14 protein-coding genes are annotated in these 17,210 nt (G+C 68.3%); 7 read left to right on the top strand and 7 right to left on the bottom strand.

Translation table 11 applies throughout. The features are described from left to right. The first annotated feature begins 11 nt into the window (after positions 1 to 11). The gene (locus O5K31_RS17460; RefSeq protein ID WP_269715019.1) at positions 12 to 2,075 is read left to right on the top strand and encodes a phosphocholine-specific phospholipase C; all 2,064 of its coding nucleotides are present in this window, start codon (positions 12 to 14) and stop codon (positions 2,073 to 2,075) included. A gap of 25 nt (positions 2,076 to 2,100) precedes the next feature. Here the strand turns inward: O5K31_RS17460 and O5K31_RS17455 are convergent, their stop codons facing one another. Beyond that, the gene (locus O5K31_RS17455) at positions 2,101 to 2,343 is read right to left on the bottom strand and encodes a hypothetical protein (RefSeq protein ID WP_269715018.1); all 243 of its coding nucleotides are present in this window, start codon (positions 2,341 to 2,343) and stop codon (positions 2,101 to 2,103) included. Positions 2,344 to 2,680: 337 nt separating this feature from the next. Here O5K31_RS17455 and O5K31_RS17450 point away from each other — a divergent pair, with 337 nt between their 5' ends. After that, positions 2,681 to 3,775 (top strand): methyl-accepting chemotaxis protein, encoded by a 1,095-nt coding sequence (locus tag O5K31_RS17450; RefSeq protein WP_269715017.1) that lies wholly within the window; start codon positions 2,681 to 2,683, stop codon positions 3,773 to 3,775. Here O5K31_RS17450 and O5K31_RS17445 read toward each other — a convergent pair. The 3 genes from O5K31_RS17445 to O5K31_RS17435 form a co-directional block, all read right to left on the bottom strand. Then, the gene (locus tag O5K31_RS17445; RefSeq protein WP_269715016.1) at positions 3,772 to 5,139 is read right to left on the bottom strand and encodes a serine hydrolase domain-containing protein; all 1,368 of its coding nucleotides are present in this window, start codon (positions 5,137 to 5,139) and stop codon (positions 3,772 to 3,774) included. The two genes, O5K31_RS17450 and O5K31_RS17445, sit on opposite strands and share 4 nt — an antisense overlap. Before the next feature lie 68 nt (positions 5,140 to 5,207). Further along, on the bottom strand, positions 5,208 to 7,028 hold the full coding sequence (gene recQ, locus O5K31_RS17440) for a DNA helicase RecQ (RefSeq protein ID WP_269715015.1): 1,821 nt from the start codon (positions 7,026 to 7,028) through the stop codon (positions 5,208 to 5,210). Positions 7,029 to 7,073: 45 nt separating this feature from the next. Beyond that, complete coding sequence (locus tag O5K31_RS17435; protein WP_269715014.1) at positions 7,074 to 7,334, bottom strand: hypothetical protein; 261 nt, start codon at positions 7,332 to 7,334, stop codon at positions 7,074 to 7,076. 165 nt (positions 7,335 to 7,499) lie between these two features. On the opposite strand from O5K31_RS17435, the gene O5K31_RS17430 reads away from it, so the two are divergent. Continuing rightward, on the top strand, positions 7,500 to 9,470 hold the full coding sequence (locus O5K31_RS17430) for a transglycosylase domain-containing protein (RefSeq protein WP_442867738.1): 1,971 nt from the start codon (positions 7,500 to 7,502) through the stop codon (positions 9,468 to 9,470). Here the strand turns inward: O5K31_RS17430 and O5K31_RS17425 are convergent. The 3 genes from O5K31_RS17425 to O5K31_RS17415 form a co-directional block, all read right to left on the bottom strand. Further along, on the bottom strand, positions 9,467 to 10,225 hold the full coding sequence (locus O5K31_RS17425; RefSeq protein WP_269715013.1) for a M48 family metallopeptidase: 759 nt from the start codon (positions 10,223 to 10,225) through the stop codon (positions 9,467 to 9,469). The genes O5K31_RS17430 and O5K31_RS17425 overlap by 4 nt on opposite strands. Positions 10,226 to 10,236: 11 nt before the next feature. Beyond that, positions 10,237 to 11,508 carry a polyhydroxyalkanoate depolymerase gene (locus O5K31_RS17420; RefSeq protein WP_269715012.1) on the bottom strand — a complete coding sequence of 424 codons (1,272 nt, stop codon included), beginning with the start codon at positions 11,506 to 11,508 and terminating at the stop codon, positions 10,237 to 10,239. 97 nt (positions 11,509 to 11,605) lie between these two features. Next, entirely contained in the window at positions 11,606 to 12,223 is a 618-nt protein-coding gene (locus tag O5K31_RS17415; RefSeq protein WP_269715011.1) for an SCO family protein, read from the bottom strand. A 66-nt stretch (positions 12,224 to 12,289) separates the two neighbouring features. Between O5K31_RS17415 and O5K31_RS17410 the strand changes: the two genes are divergently transcribed. The 4 genes from O5K31_RS17410 to O5K31_RS17395 all read left to right on the top strand — a co-directional run bounded on the left by O5K31_RS17410 (position 12,290) and on the right by O5K31_RS17395 (position 17,208). Further along, positions 12,290 to 13,684, top strand: coding sequence for an ActS/PrrB/RegB family redox-sensitive histidine kinase (locus O5K31_RS17410; protein ID WP_442867789.1), 1,395 nt, complete (start codon positions 12,290 to 12,292; stop codon positions 13,682 to 13,684). Positions 13,685 to 13,752: 68 nt separating this feature from the next. Continuing rightward, a complete protein-coding gene (locus O5K31_RS17405) occupies positions 13,753 to 14,310 on the top strand; it encodes an ActR/PrrA/RegA family redox response regulator transcription factor (protein ID WP_269715009.1) in 558 nt (185 codons plus the stop codon). A 126-nt stretch (positions 14,311 to 14,436) separates the two neighbouring features. After that, the gene (locus O5K31_RS17400) at positions 14,437 to 16,341 is read left to right on the top strand and encodes a TonB-dependent receptor domain-containing protein (protein WP_269715008.1); all 1,905 of its coding nucleotides are present in this window, start codon (positions 14,437 to 14,439) and stop codon (positions 16,339 to 16,341) included. 33 nt (positions 16,342 to 16,374) lie between these two features. Next, the gene (locus O5K31_RS17395) at positions 16,375 to 17,208 is read left to right on the top strand and encodes a hypothetical protein (RefSeq protein WP_269715007.1); all 834 of its coding nucleotides are present in this window, start codon (positions 16,375 to 16,377) and stop codon (positions 17,206 to 17,208) included. Positions 17,209 to 17,210: the final 2 nt, after the last annotated feature.

The following is a 17,210-nucleotide window of genomic DNA, read 5'->3' as shown; positions in this document are numbered from 1 at the left end:
GGATGACTTCCATGACCCAGATCGATCGCCGACGCCTCTTCGCCGCGGCCGCCGGCGCCGCCGGCCTGGCGTCCTTGCCGCCCGCCATCGCCAAGGCCTTGGCCATTCCGGCCGACCGGCGCAGCGGCACGATCATGGATGTGGACCACGTAGTCATCCTGATGCAGGAGAACCGCTCCTTCGATCACTACTTCGGCGCCTTGAACGGCGTCCGCGGGTTCAGCGACCCCCACCCCGCGCCGGTGGCGCCCGTCGCCGACGGAGCCCCACGGAACGTCATGCTGCAACTGGGCCAGGACGACCTCGGCCAACCCCGCCTGGTCGCCCCGTTCCCGCTGAAGACGCGCGAGACGTTCGAACACATGCGCGTGGAAGGCACGCCGCACTCTTGGCCCGACGCCCAGGACGCCTGGGACGAAGGCCGCATGGGATCTTGGGCCAAGGCCAAGGGCTTGCATTCGATGGGCTATTTCGAGCGGGCCGACCTTCCGTTCCAGTACGCCCTGGCGGACGCCTTCACCGTCTGTGACGCGTACCATTGCTCGATCATGTCCAGCACCAACCCCAATCGCCTGTTCCTGTGGTCGGCGACCAACGACCCCTCGGGTCAGGGCGGCGGACCCGCCCTCGCCAATTCCCACGATAGCCGAAGCCAGGTTCTCCCGCCCTACACCTGGACGACCTATCCGGAGCGCCTGCAGGCGGCGGGCATCAGCTGGTTCGTCTATCAGGACATGGCTGACAACTTCACCGACAACCCTCTGATCGGTTTCAAGAATTTCCAGGATTCCATGGATGGGAAGCCGGGTTCCGATCCGGAACTGGCGAGGCGCGGCCTGTCCACCGCGGCTCTGGACGTGCTCCGCGCCGACGTGCTCGGCGGCCGTCTGCCGCAGATCTCATGGGTCGTCGCGACGGCTGCGGGCAGCGAGCATCCAGACGCCTCCAGCCCCGCCCAGGGCGCCGCCTACACCGCCGAGGTGATCGACGCCCTGACGGCCGATCCGAAAGTCTGGGCGCGGACCGTGCTGCTCGTCATGTTCGATGAAAACGACGGCTTCTTCGACCACGTGCCGCCCCCGTCTCCGCCCTCGCGCGACGCCGACGCGCCGGGCGGTTGGGCTGGAGCGTCCACCGTCGATACGGTCGGTGAGTATCACCACCGCCGCAGCCCCGACGACCGGGAAAAGGACCGCGTCGATCTTCTGGAACGCCCCTATGGCCTGGGGCCACGGGTGCCGTTCTACGCGGTCTCGCCCTGGAGCCGGGGCGGCCGGGTCAACTCGGAAGTCTTCGACCACACGTCGGTGATCCGCTTTCTGGAGACGCGTTTTGGCGTCAGGGAGCCCAACATCTCACCATGGCGGCGGGCTGTATGTGGCGACCTGACCTCGATCTTCGACTTCGCGATTTCCGACCCCGCCGCCCCGAAGCTCCCGGATATCGCGGCAGACGCCGTGCGGGCCAAGGCGCTGCCTGGGCTGACCATGCCGCCCATTCCCACTTCGCGCCGCATACCGGCCCAGGCGCCGGGAACGCGCCCGGCCTGTCCGTCGCCCTATCGTCTCGATCTGGCCTGGGTTTTCGGTTCGGGCGGCGACGTCACTTTGGAGTTCATCAACGACGGGCGGGCGGGGGCGGTGTTCCACGTCTATGACCGGCTCAGGCTGGATCGGGCGCCGCGCCGCTACACGGTCGAGGCTGGCAAGCGCCTGAGTGGCGTCTGGGCGCTGCGGGACGGCCTATACGACCTGCAGATCATGGGACCGGACGGCTTCCACCGCCGCCTCGCCGGTGATCTGTCACTGGACGACCCCGCGCTCGATGTGCAGCTGATCGGCCCAAGCGGCGCCGTTCTCGCCGCTCCGGGTCTGATGCTGGCGGCGAAGGGGGAGGCCCGCTTCGGCGGTCGCAGCGCGCCGGGCATCGCCAATCCCATTCGCCTGAAAACGGGCGGCTCAGGCTCGCGCCAGATTCGGGTCGAGCCAGCCGATCAGGGTCGTTACGACCTGAGCGTGATCCATCGCGATGGCGGCTTCGTGCGCGAGTTCGCGGGGCGCATGCCCCGCGTCTGACGCGACGCCCGCCTGGCCTTGGCCGCTAGGCGATCTTGATATTGGCGAAAGCGAAGACGCTGCTGAGCTGCGGCGTAAGCTCCGGGGCCGGCGCGGTGGCCGGACGGCGGCGCGCCACAACCTTGGCGCCCGGGAAGGGCCGGCCGTTGCGGACGATGATCGCACTGACGGTGAAGACGATATACAGACCGCCCAGCCACACGAAGGGGGCGAGGACGAGCATGGCCGGATAGGCCAGGTCGAAAAGGGCCTGATCGGTCGGGTTCATGTTAAGTCGGCTCCGCGGCGCTCCGGGACATGCCCTTTGTGCAACCCTGACTGTGACGCTTTAAATGCGCGAGGTAAACGCCCGACAACGTCAGGCGATCCAACTGGGCCAATCGGTCGCAGGCATAGGGCTAGAATTCATCTTGTCACTCGCGCGACGGCTGTAGTCGAAGGATTTTTGACCCTCCTCCACCTTAAAACTGATCAATGTTTAGGCGCCCCTCCAAGCCAAGGGCGCTTTTCTTGCTCCCAACGATCGTCGTTAACCTTGTGGACACGGGTTCGGCTCAGCCTCCCGCGCTAGTATCGTCTGTAACGATGCGACCCTAGGGGGGGTCATGAGCGACGACACCGATGTCACATTGCGTCCGGAACGTATCCTGGACCTTTCCGAACGCCTGAGCGCGGTCGCCGGTGAGAAGATCGGCGAGATCGCCATGATCAACCGCGAAGCCAAGATGCTGTCGATCAACGCCTTGATCGTCGCCGCCCGCGCGGGCGAGGCGGGCCGGGGCTTCGCCATCGTCGCCGACGAGTTCAAGAAGATCGCCGCCGAGATCGATAATGTCGCCCTGGCCCTGCAGAGCCAGGTCCGCGCCGATCTGGACGAGCTGACGCTGGTGGGCCGCTCGATCCTTGGCCATCTGCGTGGTCAGCGCCTGGCCGACCTGGCGCTGAACGCCATCGAGATCATCGACCGCAACCTCTATGAGCGCACTTGCGACGTGCGCTGGTGGGCCACCGACAGCGCCATCACCGCCTGCGCCGCCGATCCAAGCCCCGAAGCGATCGCCTACGCCAGCCGCCGCCTGCGGGTCATTCTCGACGCCTATACCGTCTATCTGGATCTGTGGGTCTGTGACGACAAGGGCCGGGTGATCTCTACCGGACGTCCGGACCTCTATCCCAACGCCGTCGGCCAGTCGGTGGCCGAAACGTCCTGGTTCCGCAACGCCATGCGCACTGCTTCGGGCGACGACTTCGCGGTCTGCGACATCGAAAAGGTCCGCAGCCTGAACGATGCGCCGGTCGCCACCTACGCCACCGCCATCCGCCAGGACGGCGAGGCTCGCGGCAAACCGATCGGCGTGCTGGGCATCCATTTCGACTGGCGTCCCCAGGCCCAGGCCGTGGTGGACGGCGTGCGCCTCACCGCCGAGGAGCGCGCCAAGTCACGCGTCATGCTGCTGGACCAGAAGGGCCGCATCCTGGCTTCGTCCGACAATCGCGGCGTGCTCGACGAGACTTTCCGCCTCAACACCCAGGACGGGGTCATGGGCTCCTACTCGGCGGAAGGCAAAACCATCGGATACGCCCTGACCCCCGGCTACGAGACATACAAGGGCCTGGGCTGGTACGGCTGCATCGTCCAGACCGAGGACTCCGCCGTCACGGGCGTTCCCCTTGCCCCGCCGATCATCGCCGCCGCCTAGTCTTCTCCCACCGGGAACAGCCCCTCGATCAGACCCGCCGCATCGGTCTCCAGACGCAGGCGCGCGGAGTGAGCGGCGAAGCGGACCAGATAGGTGCGGATCAGGCGGCCGCCCTCGCGCCGCTCCGCGATCAGGTCCGCCGACTGATAGTCGCCCACGGCTTCCAGGAACCCCATGCCGAATCCCTGCCAGTAAGGCAGGGCGCTCTTGCGGCCCTGCTCATTGTACCGCGACGGGTCGGGCGTGCCGGCGGCGGTCTCCTTCAGCACCGTCCCCAACAGGGCGGTGATCTGGGGAGCGTCGTCTTTCAGAACAGGCGTGGCCGGCGCCGGGGGCATGTCCAGACCGGCGACCGCGTCCGCCAGCAGCGGATAGAAGCGCGCCTGGTTGGTCAGGACGATCACTGTGCGCTTGCCCTGCGGCAGGCGAACGATATCCGCCAGGGCGGGGCCGCCGGAATGGCCGGCGACCGGTTGCCCGCGCAGGCGGCGGGCGACCCATCCGACGCCGAAGCCGCCCTTGCTACCGTCGTTCAGAACCCCCGGGGTCATCAACTGGGTCAGGCTGTCAGGCTTGAGGTACCGCCCCTGATCCAGGGCCGCGAAAAGCTTGGCGATATCGCGCGCCGAACTGAACAGCCCGCCGGCGGCATAGGTGGGTTCGGGATAGAGGAACTCGCGGATGGTCTGCCCTCCATCCTTCCAGGAATAGACGACGGCCCGACCCGGTATCGGCGCCGAGACCCGCATGGGGCCTTCATTGCGCATGCCGTTGAAACGCGTGTGGGTCAGACCCAGCGGCTGGACGATCTCGCGGTCCAGCAGCGCCTGAAACTCCAGGCCTGACGCCTTCTCCATCACAGCCCTCAGCAGGACGAAATCGACCAGGCCGTAGCTGGACTTCGCGCCGGTGGGATAGGCCAGCGGGGTCTTCTTGGCCGTCGCCACGAAATCCGCCGTCTTGTCCGGCCACGGGCCGATATCGTCCGATATGCCCGAGGTGTGGTTGGCCAGATGGCGGACCGTGATCCGCTTCCACGATTCCGGCGCGTCGTCGAAGTAGCGGTCCAGGGTGTCGTCCAGCCGGATGTCTCCCCGCTCCACCAGGCGCATCAGCAGCACGCCGGTGAAGATCTTGGTTCCCGAGGCGATCTGAAACGGCGTGTCCGCGTCGGCGGGCGCGGCCCATTCCAGGGCCGCGACGCCATATCCCTGCAACTTGGTGATGCGCCCGTCCTCGACGATCGCCACAGCAGCCGCCGGAATCCGGCTGCGGGTCATCTGGGCTTGGACGAGATCGTCCACCGCATCCGCATGCGCGGAAAAAGCTATGGTGGACAACAGGATAGCAAGAACTGATCGCATCGGGACCTCGGGCGGAACAAGGTTCCGCCAGTAGTGCAGTCCCCGCCGAAGCGGCACTTAAACTTTTGTCAGACGTGGCCGCTCACGACCGACAGCACCGCCTCGCCATAGCGATCCAGCTTGCCCTGGCCCACGCCGCCAGCTCGGCCCAACGCCGCCGAACTGGTCGGTCGCACGCGGGCGATCTCGGCCAGCGTCGCGTCATGGAAAATGACGTAAGGCGGGACCTTCTGGCGATGCGCCTCGTCCCGGCGCCAGGCACGCAGGGCTTCGAACAACGGCATGTCGGCGGGGGCGACCACTGTCTGGCCCTCCCGTCTGCGGCGGGTGCGGTCCGACTTCTCCGCCGCCTCCGACGGCTTGCGAATGGCCACCTGGCGGTCGCCGCGATAGACGGCGCGCACGCCCTCGGCGTCGCCCAGCCCGATCAGGGGGCGGTTGTCGTTGGGGTCCTCACGCAACAGGCCCTCGAACAGCAGCTGGTCGATCAGGTCGCGCCAGCCGGACGCGGCGAACTCGGTGCCGATGCCAAAGGTCGACAGCTTGGCCTCCGCCTCGGTGACGTCCTTGGTCTTGCCCAGCAGGTGATCGACCAGGCGTCCGCGCCCGAACCGCCCGCCCATGCGGTGGACGGCGGCCAGGGCCTTCTGCGCGGCCTGGCTGGCGTCGATGGATTCCGGCGGCGACAGGCAAAGGTCGCATTGGCCGCAGACCTGAACGCCCTCCTCGCCGAAGTATCGCCGCACCGAAGCGGCCCGGCAGTTCACCCCGTCCAGCATGGCGTACAGCTGGCGCGCTTTGCGCACTTGCACCGCCTTCACCTCGGCGTCCATCTCGCGGCTCTCCACCCGGCGCAAGGCCCAGGCGAGATCCGACGCGCCATACAGCGTGATGCCCTCGGCTGGCTGACCGTCGCGCCCCGCGCGACCGATCTCCTGCCAATAGGCCTCGATGGACGCGGGGGGATCGGCGTGGATCACGAAGCGCACGTCCGGCTTGTCGACGCCCATGCCGAACGCGATGGTCGCCACCATCACCGCCGCGTCGGCTTCCAGGAACTCTTCCAGCCGGTCGGCGCGGACCTGCTTGTCGAGGCCGGCGTGATAGGCCAGGGCCGGCACGCCCGCATCCTGCAGGGTCTTGGCCAAGGTCTCGGTGCCCTCGCGCGAACCGGCATAGATCACGCCAGAACGGTTGGGCCGCTCCATGACCAGCTCGACCACCCGGTTCTTGGAGCCAGGCCGCTTGCGCTCGGCGAACAGGGCCAGCTCCGGCCGCGCGAAGCTGTCGACGAACTCCTCGCAGCCCTCCAGCCGCAACTCGGCCCGAATGTCGTCTCGGGTCCGGGCGTCGGCCGTGGCGGTGACCGCCAGGCGCGGCACGTCGGGGAACATCTCGGCCAGCCGGCCCAGCATCCGGTATTCGGGTCGGAAGTCGTGGCCCCACTGGCTGACGCAGTGCGCCTCGTCTATGGCGATCAGCGCCAGGGGCGTTCGACGCAGGCGGTCCAGCATCGCCCCGGCCATCAGGCCCTCGGGCGAGACATAGAGGATGTCGAGCGAGCCCTCCTCGATCCGCCGCCAGGTCTCGGACCGCTCGTCGAGGGAGATGTTGCTGTCCAGCCGCGCCGCCGCCACGCCCGACTGCTGCAGGCCCGCCACCTGGTCGGTCATCAGGGCGATCAGGGGCGAGACCACCAGGCCAAGGCCCGGCCGCACCATGCTGGGGATCTGGTAGCACAGGCTCTTGCCGCCGCCGGTGGGCAGCACCGCCATGGCGCTGCGCCCTTCCAGCGCCTCGGTGATCACCTGGGCCTGCATGCCGCGAAAATCGGCGTGGCCGAAGGTCTGTCGAAGGACTTCGCGGGCCTGGTCGAGGGTGGGGGACATCGGTCCGCTTGTGGCAGGTCGCTCCCTGAATCGCCACCCGGAAAGTCAGGCGATCAGGCCCTCGGGCGCGACGGCCGCGGCGGGCGCCGGGGCGATCACATGGCGCGGTCGCCGACGCAGCGGCGAGTCCGCCCGACGCTCGCGAAACACCTGCAGAGCCAGGCGCGGACGGATCAAGAACAGGCCCATCCAGACCAGCAGCACACCGGCATAGCGGATCGAACCTAGGATGCGGCGATCGCCCTTGGCCTCCACGGGACGCGGCGTGAAATCGCGGTAGGTCGAGAAATAGATGATGTCAGCCATGGGTCCCTCCAGCGGTATGAGGGCATGCTGAAGCTGCAATGCGTCAAAATCGGTCGTATCTTTGCCTTAAGCTTCGTTCATCTCTCATAAACCTTGTCGCGGGTTAGGTCCTTCTCGGCTAAGACGCGCCAGGGCTGGGCGGGGTCTTCTAGGACGGAACGGAATATGGCGAAGCAGAACGGCTCCGAGGGCCGGCAAGGCCGGGGCTTTCTGGGCGGGCTCGTCTACTGGACGGCCGTGCTCGGCGTCTGGGCGGCGATCTTCACCCTCGCCATGCTGGCCGTCTTCGCCCGTGACCTGCCCGACGTGTCGAAGGTTCTGGACGCCAAGCGCCAGCCGTCGATCTCCTATCTCGACCGCAACGGCGCCCTGCTGGCGGTGCGTGGCAGCCAGTACGCGCCGCCGGTCGATCTGGACACCCTGCCCGACTATGTCCCCGCCGCCTTCATTGCGGTGGAGGATCGCCGCTTCTATCTGCATCCCGGCTTCGACCCGATCGGCATCGGACGCGCCGTGGTCAGCAACATCCAGCGCGACGGCGGCCCCCTGAGCGGTGGCTCGACCATCACCCAGCAGCTGGCCCGCAACCTGTTCCTCGATTTCCGCCAGACCCTGCGCCGCAAGGTGCAGGAGCTGATCGTGGCGGTGTGGCTTGAGTTCAAGTTCACCAAGAAGGAGATCCTGGCTCTCTACCTGAACCGGGTGAACTTCGGCGGCGGCGCCTATGGCATTGAGGCGGCCGCCCAGCGCTATTTCAACAAGAAGGCCAGCGAGCTGACCGTGGGCGAGACCGCCCTGCTTGTCGGCCTGATGAAGAGCCCGTCGCGCTATAGCCCCGTCTACAACACCGACCGCGCCGAGCGCCGCGCCACCATCGTGCTGGACCAGATGGTCCGCACCAAGGTGATCACCGCCGAGGAGCGTGACGAAGCGCTGTCGACGCCGGTCCGCGTCTCGGCCCGTCTGGCCAACCAGCGCGCCCAGTATTTCACCGACTGGGTCGATGGCCAGGTGCGCTCCATGGTCGGCGAGCCCACCGAGGATCTGGTGGTCGAGACCACCCTCGACCTGCCGATCCAGGCGGCGGCGGAATCGGCGATCCGCGCCACGGTCAAGGCCCGCGCCTCTCAGGGCGTGCAGCAGGGCGCCCTGGTCGCCCTCGACGGCGAGGGCCGCATCCGCGCCTATGTGGGCGGCGCCGATTATGCCGAGAGCGAGTTCGACCGCGCCACCAAGGCCAAGCGCCAGGCCGGCTCGGCCTTCAAGCCCTTCGTCTATCTCACCGCCATGGAGGCGGGCCGCACCCCCAACGTCGTGGTCGTCGACGAACCGGTGAAGATCGGCAACTGGGAGCCGCGCAACTACACCAACGACTTCCGTGGTCCCATGACCATCCAGCAGGCCTTGGCCCAGTCGATCAATACCGTGGCCGCCCGTCTGGCCAGCGAGGTCGGCACCGGCAACGTCGCCGCCACCGCCCGCCGTCTCGGCATCACCTCCAAGATCCAGCAGGACCCGTCCATGGCCCTGGGCGCCGTCGAGGTCAGTCCCCTGGAGATGGCCCAGGCCTATGCGCCCTTCGCCAATGGCGGCTTCTCGGCGCGCGGCTATGGGATCACCCGCATCCGCACCGCCGGCGGCAAGGTCCTTTACGACCATGATGTGGGCAAGCCTGGCCGCACCAGCGTCATCGGCTCGCCCGCCCTGCAGTACATGAACCAGATGATGCGCCAGGTGGTCTGCTGCGGCACCGGCACGGCCGCCCGCGTCGATGGCTACGACGTGGCCGGCAAGACCGGCACCACCAGCGATTATCGCGACGCCTGGTTCGTCGGCTACACCGGCGGCTTCGTCACCGCCGTCTGGGTGGGCAAGGACGACAACACCCCCATGCGACGGGTCACCGGCGGCGGGGCTCCGGCCGAAATCTGGAAGACCTTCATGGGTTCGGCCCTGCCGCGCCTGAAGGCGCAGGCGATCCCGGGCGGGGTGATCGAACCGCCGCCCACCGCCCCGGACGCCATCAGCGATTTGCTGGGCGGACTGGGCATCGGCGGCGACCCCTCGGCCGATCCCAACGCCTTGCCGCCCCAGCCGCAGCCCAACCAGCCCCAGCAGCCACAACTGCCCTACTAAGCCTGGCCAACGGCGTGAACCTCGCCGCCGTGGCGCTTCAGCCAGTCGCGGTGGGGCTTGTGGTCGCCGACCAGGTCATGGACCAGGGCCCAGAACCTTGGCCCGTGATTGGCCTCGATCAGGTGCGCCGCTTCGTGGGCGCAGACATAGTCGGCCACCGAAGGCGGACACAGGGCCAGCCGCCAGCTGTAGCGGATCGCAGCCGGCTCGCGCCCATGGGCCGGCTTGCACGAGCCCCAGCGCGCCTTGGCGTCCATCACCGACACCGGCGGCAAAGGCTGGCCCAGGGCCTCGCAGTGGGCGGCGGTCAGCAAGGTCAGTTGGGCCTTTGCCTCGGCCTTCAGCCGGCGCAGCACCGCGCGGGTCCAGACCTCGCCCTCGCCCGATGCGATCAGGCGGGCGGGATGCAAGGCGTTGGCGGCGGTCAGGCGCGTGCGCCCCGGCGCCCGCTCCAGCCGCACCGGATTGCCGAACACGGTCAGCATGTCGCCGGGCTGCATGGGTTTGACATCGGGGACGGACGCCATCTGCTTGGCGATCCACTCAGCCCGGTCGCGGGCGAAGGCGGCGGCGTCGGACAGCTTGCGTTCGCTGGGGGCCACGGCGATCACCCGCCGGCCCGCGCGGTCGATCCGCAGACTGATGCGCCGGGCCTTGGTGTTGACCTTCATCCGCACCTGGGCGCCGGCCACGACGATCTCGTCGCCGTCCCGAAGGGCGGTCGTGCGCGGCGCGTTGATGCGGAAGAGACTCATCGTCTCAAGACTTAGGCCTTCAGGCGCGAGCCTTCAAAGTCCGGATCGCATTCGCGGATGAAATCGCGCATGCGCGGCACGATCTCCTCGCGGAATCGGCGGCCGTTGAACACGCCGTAATGGCCGACGCCCGGCTGGATGTAGTCCAGCTTCATGGTCTCCGGCAGGCCCGAGCATAGCTCGTGCGCGGCCTGGGTCTGGCCGATGCCCGAGATGTCGTCCAGCTCGCCCTCCACCGTCATCAGGCCGATGTCGCTGATCGCGCTCGGCTTCACCAGCCGCCCGCGATGACGCAACTCGCCCTTGGGCAGGGCGTAGTTCTGGAACACGATGTCGATGGTCTGCAGGTAGAACTCCTCGGTCAGGTCGAGGACCGAGAGATACTCGTCATAGAAGACCAGGTGCTTGTCGGCCTGGTCGCCGTCGCCCTTAACCAGGTCGTCGAAATACTGGCGATGGGCGTCCTGGTGGCGCTCCAGGTTCATGGACATGAAGCTCGCCAGCTGCACGAAGCCCGGATAGACGCGCCGCATCGCGCCCGGATAGGGCGCGGGCACGGTGTGGATCATGTTCGACTGGAACCAGGTGAACGGCTTCTGTTCGGCCAGTTGGTTGGTCACCGTCGGCGACAGGCGCGCGTCGATGGGCGAGCCCATGAAGGTCATGGTCCGCGGCCGCGACGGGTCGTTGTCCTCGGCCATCAGCGCGGCGGCCGCCAGGACCGGCGGGCCCGGCTGGCAGACCGCGACCACATGGGCGCGGCCGCCCAGGACGCTTAGCATCTGGCGGATGTGGTCGATATAGTCGTGGAAATCGAAGCGGCCTTCCATCATCGGCACGTCGCGGGCGTTGGACCAGTCGGTGATGAACACCGCGTGGTCGGGCAGCAGCGCCTCGACCGTTCCGCGTAGCAGTGTGGCGTAGTGGCCGGACAAGGGCGCCACGATCAGCACCGCAGGGTCCAGCTGCATCTTGCCGGCCTTGCGCATGTCGGCCATGTCGCGGTCGAACTGCACCAGCTTGCACCAGGGGCTCTGCCACACGGTGGTCGGTCGCACGCGCACCTCGACGCCGTTGACCTCGACCTTGTCGATGCCCCAGGCGGGCTTGCCATAGCGACGGGTGACGTTGGCGAACAGGTCCGCGCCCGCGAACAGGCTGCGGCCCCAACGCGAGTTGGCCCCCGGATTTAGGGGCGAGCTCCAGAAGTCGCGCGCGGCCAGGGCGGCCATGCGCATGGGCTGGGAAGCGTAATAGGCCGCCTCATGAAGGGCGTAGAGCATCAGATTGGCCGCCTTGTCATTGTGCGTCGCAGCATAGCACGGCCACACTTAACGAAGTCCAGCCCTGTGCGTTGCGCCTCAACAGCGCAGGCCGCGCCTATCTGATCGCTTGCTTGAGCTGCTCGGCCATCTGGTCGGGGGTCATGCCATAGGACATGACGCGGTCGAACTTGCCCTCCGGGTTCATCAGATAGATGGCCGTGGAGTGGTCCATCAGATAGCCGTCGCCCTCGCCGTTCTTCTTGTAGTAGGCGCGATAGGCCTTGGCGGCGGCGGCCACCTGCTCGGGCGAGCCGGTCATGCCGACGGTCTTCACCGGCATGTTCATGGCTTCCAGATAGTCCTTCATCTGCTGCGGCGTGTCGCGGCCGGGATCGACCGAGATGAACACCACCTGCAGCTTGTCGGCCTTGTCGCCGATCTGGCGCGCGGCGTCGTTCAGCGCCTGCAAGGTGCCGGGGCAGACGTCCGGGCAATAGGTGAAGCCGAAGAACACCGCGCTCCATTGGCCTTTCAGGGCCTGCTCGGTGACCGGTTGGCCGTCCTGATTGATCAGGGTGAAGGGGCCGCCGATGGCCGCCGTCCCGGTGGAGGTCACCGCTTGGCTGGCGCGGTGGTCCTTGCCCCCCAGGGCGCCGACCCGCCAGGCCAGGACGCCGGCGAAGGCCGCCGCGGCGAGGCAAAGAAGAACCAGAAAGACGCGAACGCGGTTCATGAACGGACTCCGGCCCTTTGAAACGAGGGCTCGCCTAGAGAAGGAAACTCGTTGATCTTGCCGCGCATGGGTCCGCCCTCAGACGCCACCATGCCGCCGGGCCTCGATAGGCCGGGCTCCGATCATGTGCAAGCCGAGGCCGACAGCCGGGCCGAGGCTCGCGCACGTCGCAATGGCTTGCGCGCCCGCACCCTGATCGCCCTGCGTTGGCTGGCGGTGGCGGGCCAGACGGTCGTGCTGCTGGTGGCGGGGCTGATCTTCGATTTCGACGTTCCCTACGCCATCTGCTTCGCCCTGATCGCCCTGGCGGCCTGGCTGAACGTCCTGCTGATGATCGCCGCCGGCGGCCAACGCCAGGTGCGCGACAGCGAAGCCACCGCCCAGCTGGCCTTCGACATCCTGCAGATGACGGCCATGCTGTTCGTCACCGGAGGCGGGGCCAATCCTTTCGCCCTGCTGCTGGCGGCGCCCGCCACCCTGGCGGCGGCGACCCTGCCGGCCCGTCACGCTCTGGCGCTGGCCGGCCTGGCGGTGGCCATGACCATCGCCCTGGCCTTTGGCCCGCTGCCCGTGCCCTGGGGAACCCAGCTGATGGACGAGGCGCCCACGCCCCTGTTCATGGTGGTGGTCACCACCGCGCGCGTGCTCGGCATCATCTTCACTGCCGGCTACGCCTGGTACGCGGCCTCTGAAAGCGTGCGCATGCAGCTGGCCCTGGACGTCACCCAGCGGGTTCTGGCGCGCGAGCAGAAGCTGTCGGCCCTCGGCGCCCTGGCCGCCGCCGCCGCGCACGAACTGGGCACGCCCCTGGCCACCATCACCGTCGTCGCCCGCGAGATGGCGCGCGGGGCCACCGACCCGGTGACCCGCGAGGACGCCGAACTGATGATCGCCCAGGCCCAGCGCTGTCGCGAGATCCTGCAGCGCCTTGGCGAGACGCCCGAGACCGGCGACGCCGTCCACGAGCGCATGAGCCTGCTGCAATTCGTTCAGGAGACCATCGAGCCCCACCTGACCGTCGGCGGCGTGCGGGTCGAGGCGGTGGTCACGGGCGGGGGCGGTCCGCCCCCTGATATCTGGCGCATGCCCGAGGTGGTCCACGCCATGACCTCCATCGTCGAGAACGCCGTGGATTTCGCCAAGTCCGAGGTTCTGGTCACCGCCCGCTTCGACGAGCGCTCCGTCGTGGTCGAGGTCCGCGACGACGGCCCTGGCTTCGCGCAGGAGATCCTGGCCAAGCTGGGCGAGCCCTACATCACCAGCCGCCCCGGAGCCGAAGGAGGGCGGACAGGCCATGTGGGCATGGGTCTGGGCTTCTTCATCGCCAAGACCCTGCTGGAACGAACCGGCGCCGTGGTGGATTTCAGAAATGGCCGACAGGTCGGCGCCGTGGTCGCGGCGCGCTGGCCGCGCGCCGTCGTCGAGGCGCCGAATTTAGCCCAAACGCTGCGTGGGGCTTGATGCGGCGCACTATAGAGCGACACAATGACACAACCGAGCCGGATCCGGTTCGCGAGGGAGCCTGATGCATGACCGACCTGACCAGCGCCGTGGAAGCCCTTCCCGATAAGAGTCTGCTGGTGGTTGATGACGACGCACCCCTGCGCACCCGCCTGGGTCGCGCGCTGGAGCAGCGCGGCTTCGAGGTCGCCCTGGCCGGGGGCGTTCAGGAAGCCGCCGTCGCCGTCCGCGCCAAGGCGCCCGCTTTCGCCGTTCTCGACATGCGGCTGGAGGATGGCACCGGTCTTTCGGTGGTCGAGCAGATCCGCAATGTCCGCCCCGAATCGCGCATCGTCATGCTGACCGGCTATGGCAACATCGCCACCGCTGTCGCCGCGGTGAAGGCAGGGGCGGTGGACTACCTGCCCAAGCCCGCCGACGCGGACGACGTGGTCCGCGCCCTGCTGGCCCGCCCCGACTCGGCGCCGCCGCCGCCGGAAAACCCCATGAGCGCCGATCGCGTGCGGTGGGAGCATATCCAGCGCGTCTATGAGCTGTGCGGCCACAACGTGTCGGAAACGGCTCGCCGCCTGAACATGCACCGCCGCACCCTGCAGCGAATCCTGGCCAAGCGCGCCCCGCGCTAGCGGCCGTTAGCCGGCCTCGCGTCCGGCCTTCATCAGGAAATCATCGGCAAAGCATCGGCCTGCGCCCCATGCCGGGCCAGGCCTGAGCCCCTAAGGCGGACCCCGTTCTCAGCGGGGTTTTGCCTGATGTCACGTACGTTTCTTTTTCTCGGCGTCGCTCTCGGCGCGGTCCTGGCCACCCAGGCCATGGCCCAGACGGATGAGCGCGCGGTGCAGCGCGCCGCCGACGCCTTTGGCATGCGCGTGGGCGTCGAGCAGATCGGCCTCTACAGCGAGACCCAGGTGCGGGGTTTCAATCTTCAGGACGCCGGCAACTTTCGCCTGGGTGAAGCCTACTACGTGCGCTCGGCCAACCTTGTGGACACGGTCCTGGCGGGGGTCGTCACACGCGTGGGCATCAATGCGCTCGACTCCGACTTCGCCGCGCCGTCCGGGGTCGTCGACTACCGCCTGCGTTCGCCGTTCGAAGCCCCGACCCTGAACATGGAGATCGCGCGCCGCGAATATGGCGGCGAGTTTTATGAGCTGGGCGGATCGACGAAGTCCGCGGACGGAAGCCTCGCGGCCCTGGCGGGTTTCCAGGCCAACCTCTTCGTTTCATCAACCGGAGTCAGCTCACGGCATCACCGCTACGGCACGGTAGGCGAGTGGCGGTTCTCCGACACGGGCCGGGTCCGCGCCTTCGCCAGCCTCGCCGACTTCAACCTGCAAGGCGTCTATGGCATCTCGCCCACCGCCGCCGCCTTGCCCCCCAGACTGGTCCACCCCCGTCGCTATGTGCCCAGCTGGGGCGATCATGACGGCCAGGACCTGAACGCGGGCGTCATCGCCTCGGGCCAGCTGGCCGACGATCTCGATGTCACCGGCTCGGTCATCCATTCGCGGCTGGACCTGGACAAGGCCGACTTCGCCCTGCTCAGCGTGGACGAGAACGGCGTCGGCCGCGCCACGGGGGTGACCAACCGTCCGCGCGACGCCCATTCCTGGGCCGGCGCCGTGGGAGCCAGCTGGCGCCATGCGCCGGGCCGCCGTCTCTATGCCGAGATGCGGGGCCGCCGGACGGTCAACAAGTTCTCGCCGTCGGTCTCCCTGGACCTTGGCCCCTTCGACCAGGCCGAGGGCTTGCGCCCGTCGGCCCAGCCCATCCTGACCAACGTCCCCAGGACCCAGGACGAGATCGAGCAGTTCACCGCCGGCCTGGGTTACGAGGCGACCTTCGATCAGCTTCGCCTCAAGGGCGGGGTGTCCAAGACCCTGCACGAGCGCACCATCGCCGCCCCCGGCCGCCCGGCCCAGTCGGCCAGCGAGCAGCCCTGGCTCTACGAAGCCTCCGCCGTCTATGCCGTGAATCCGCAGTGGACCGTCTTCGCCAGCGCCACGCGCGGCTTGGAGGAATCCGGCGCCGCGCCCAACAACGCCGCCAACGCCAACGAGGTGCTGCCCGCCGCCATCGCCACCCAGCAGGAGCTGGGCGTGCGCGGCCGCCTGTCCGACCAGCTGACCTTGATCGGTTCGCTGTTCTCCATCGAGAAATCGGCCCCCGGTTTCGACACCAGCAACGTCTATCGCCTGATCGGGACCCTGCGGCATCGCGGGGTGGAGATGTCGCTGACCGGTCGCCTGACTCGGGACCTGCGCATTGTCGCCGGCGCCGCCTACCTGCAGGCCGAGCGCGCGGGCGAACCTGTCGACACCGGCGTCTGGTCCAAGGAAGCCGTGGGCATCCCCAAGGTCCAGGCCATGACCGGCCTCACCTACGCCGTCCCCGCCGTTCCGGGCCTCTCCCTCGATGGCCAGGTCGCCTACTACTCCGACCGCCGCGCGCGATCGCAGGGCTCGCTGCGCACCCCCGCCTTCGGCACGATGGACCTGGGGATGCTCTACGCCTTCCGGTACGCGGGCAAGGACATGGCCCTGCGCGCCCGGCTGCTGAACGTCTTCGACACCGACGTGTGGGTCGCCTCCCGCTCCGAACTTCTCGACCGCCCCAACCGGCGCGGCGCGCGGATCTCCCTGACCCTTCGCTACTAGCCAACCCCTTCCAGCAGCATGAGGATTTTCGACATGCGCCTTCTTCTGACCGCCGTCGCCGCGTGCGCCCTCCTTGCCGGGAACGCCGTCGCCAAACCCAAACTGGACTGCACGCCCCTGGCCGGCGCCGAGGCGCTGCAAGCCCGCGCCCCCGACTTCGTCATCTTCGGCGAGGCGCACGGGACCCAGGAGCTGCCCGCCGCCTTCGCCGATCTGGCCTGCGCCTATGCGTCCAGCGGGCCGGTGACCATCGGGGTCGAGTTCCTGCCCGCCGAGCAGGCCGCCATGGACGCCTATATGGCCTCCGACGGTGGCGCGGCGGCGCGTGCCGCCCTGCTGGCCTCGGCGGGGTGGGGCGATCCCTACGGCCGCGCCAGCCAGGCGATCTTCCAGGTCATCGACAGGGTGCGCCAGATGAAGGCGGCGGGCGCCGACGTGACCCTGGTCGCCTTCGATCACCCCAGCGAGACCCCCGGCACGTCCGACGCGCGGGAGTCCGGCATGGCCAAGCTGCTGCTCAAGGCCAAGGCCGACCGTCCCAATGCCCCCGTCCTAGCCCTCACCGGCGTCGGCCACGCGGGCAAGAGCGCCTGGAGCTCCTTCAACCCCCCGTTCCCGTCCATGTCCCAGCATCTGCCGGCCGACCGCACGGTGGCGGTGACCTTCGTGCGCGGCGGCGGCGAGGTGTGGGGTTGCCGCTCCCCGACCCCGGGCGCGCCCGAGGACTGCAAGGTGTGGCCGTCCACGGCGCGCGAGACGATCCCCACCCGGGGTATCGTTCTCGACACCTCCCGCGACAGCTTCGATGCTGTGGTCTCGGTCGGCGCGCCCTATTCGGCCTCGCCCCCGGCCCGCAACGTCAAATAGGA

It is taken from the genome of Caulobacter sp. NIBR2454, assembly GCF_027474405.1.
Lineage (GTDB): Bacteria > Pseudomonadota > Alphaproteobacteria > Caulobacterales > Caulobacteraceae > Caulobacter.
The sequence above is the reverse complement of the archived record's forward strand: the minus strand, read 5'-3'. Positions and strand labels throughout refer to the sequence as shown.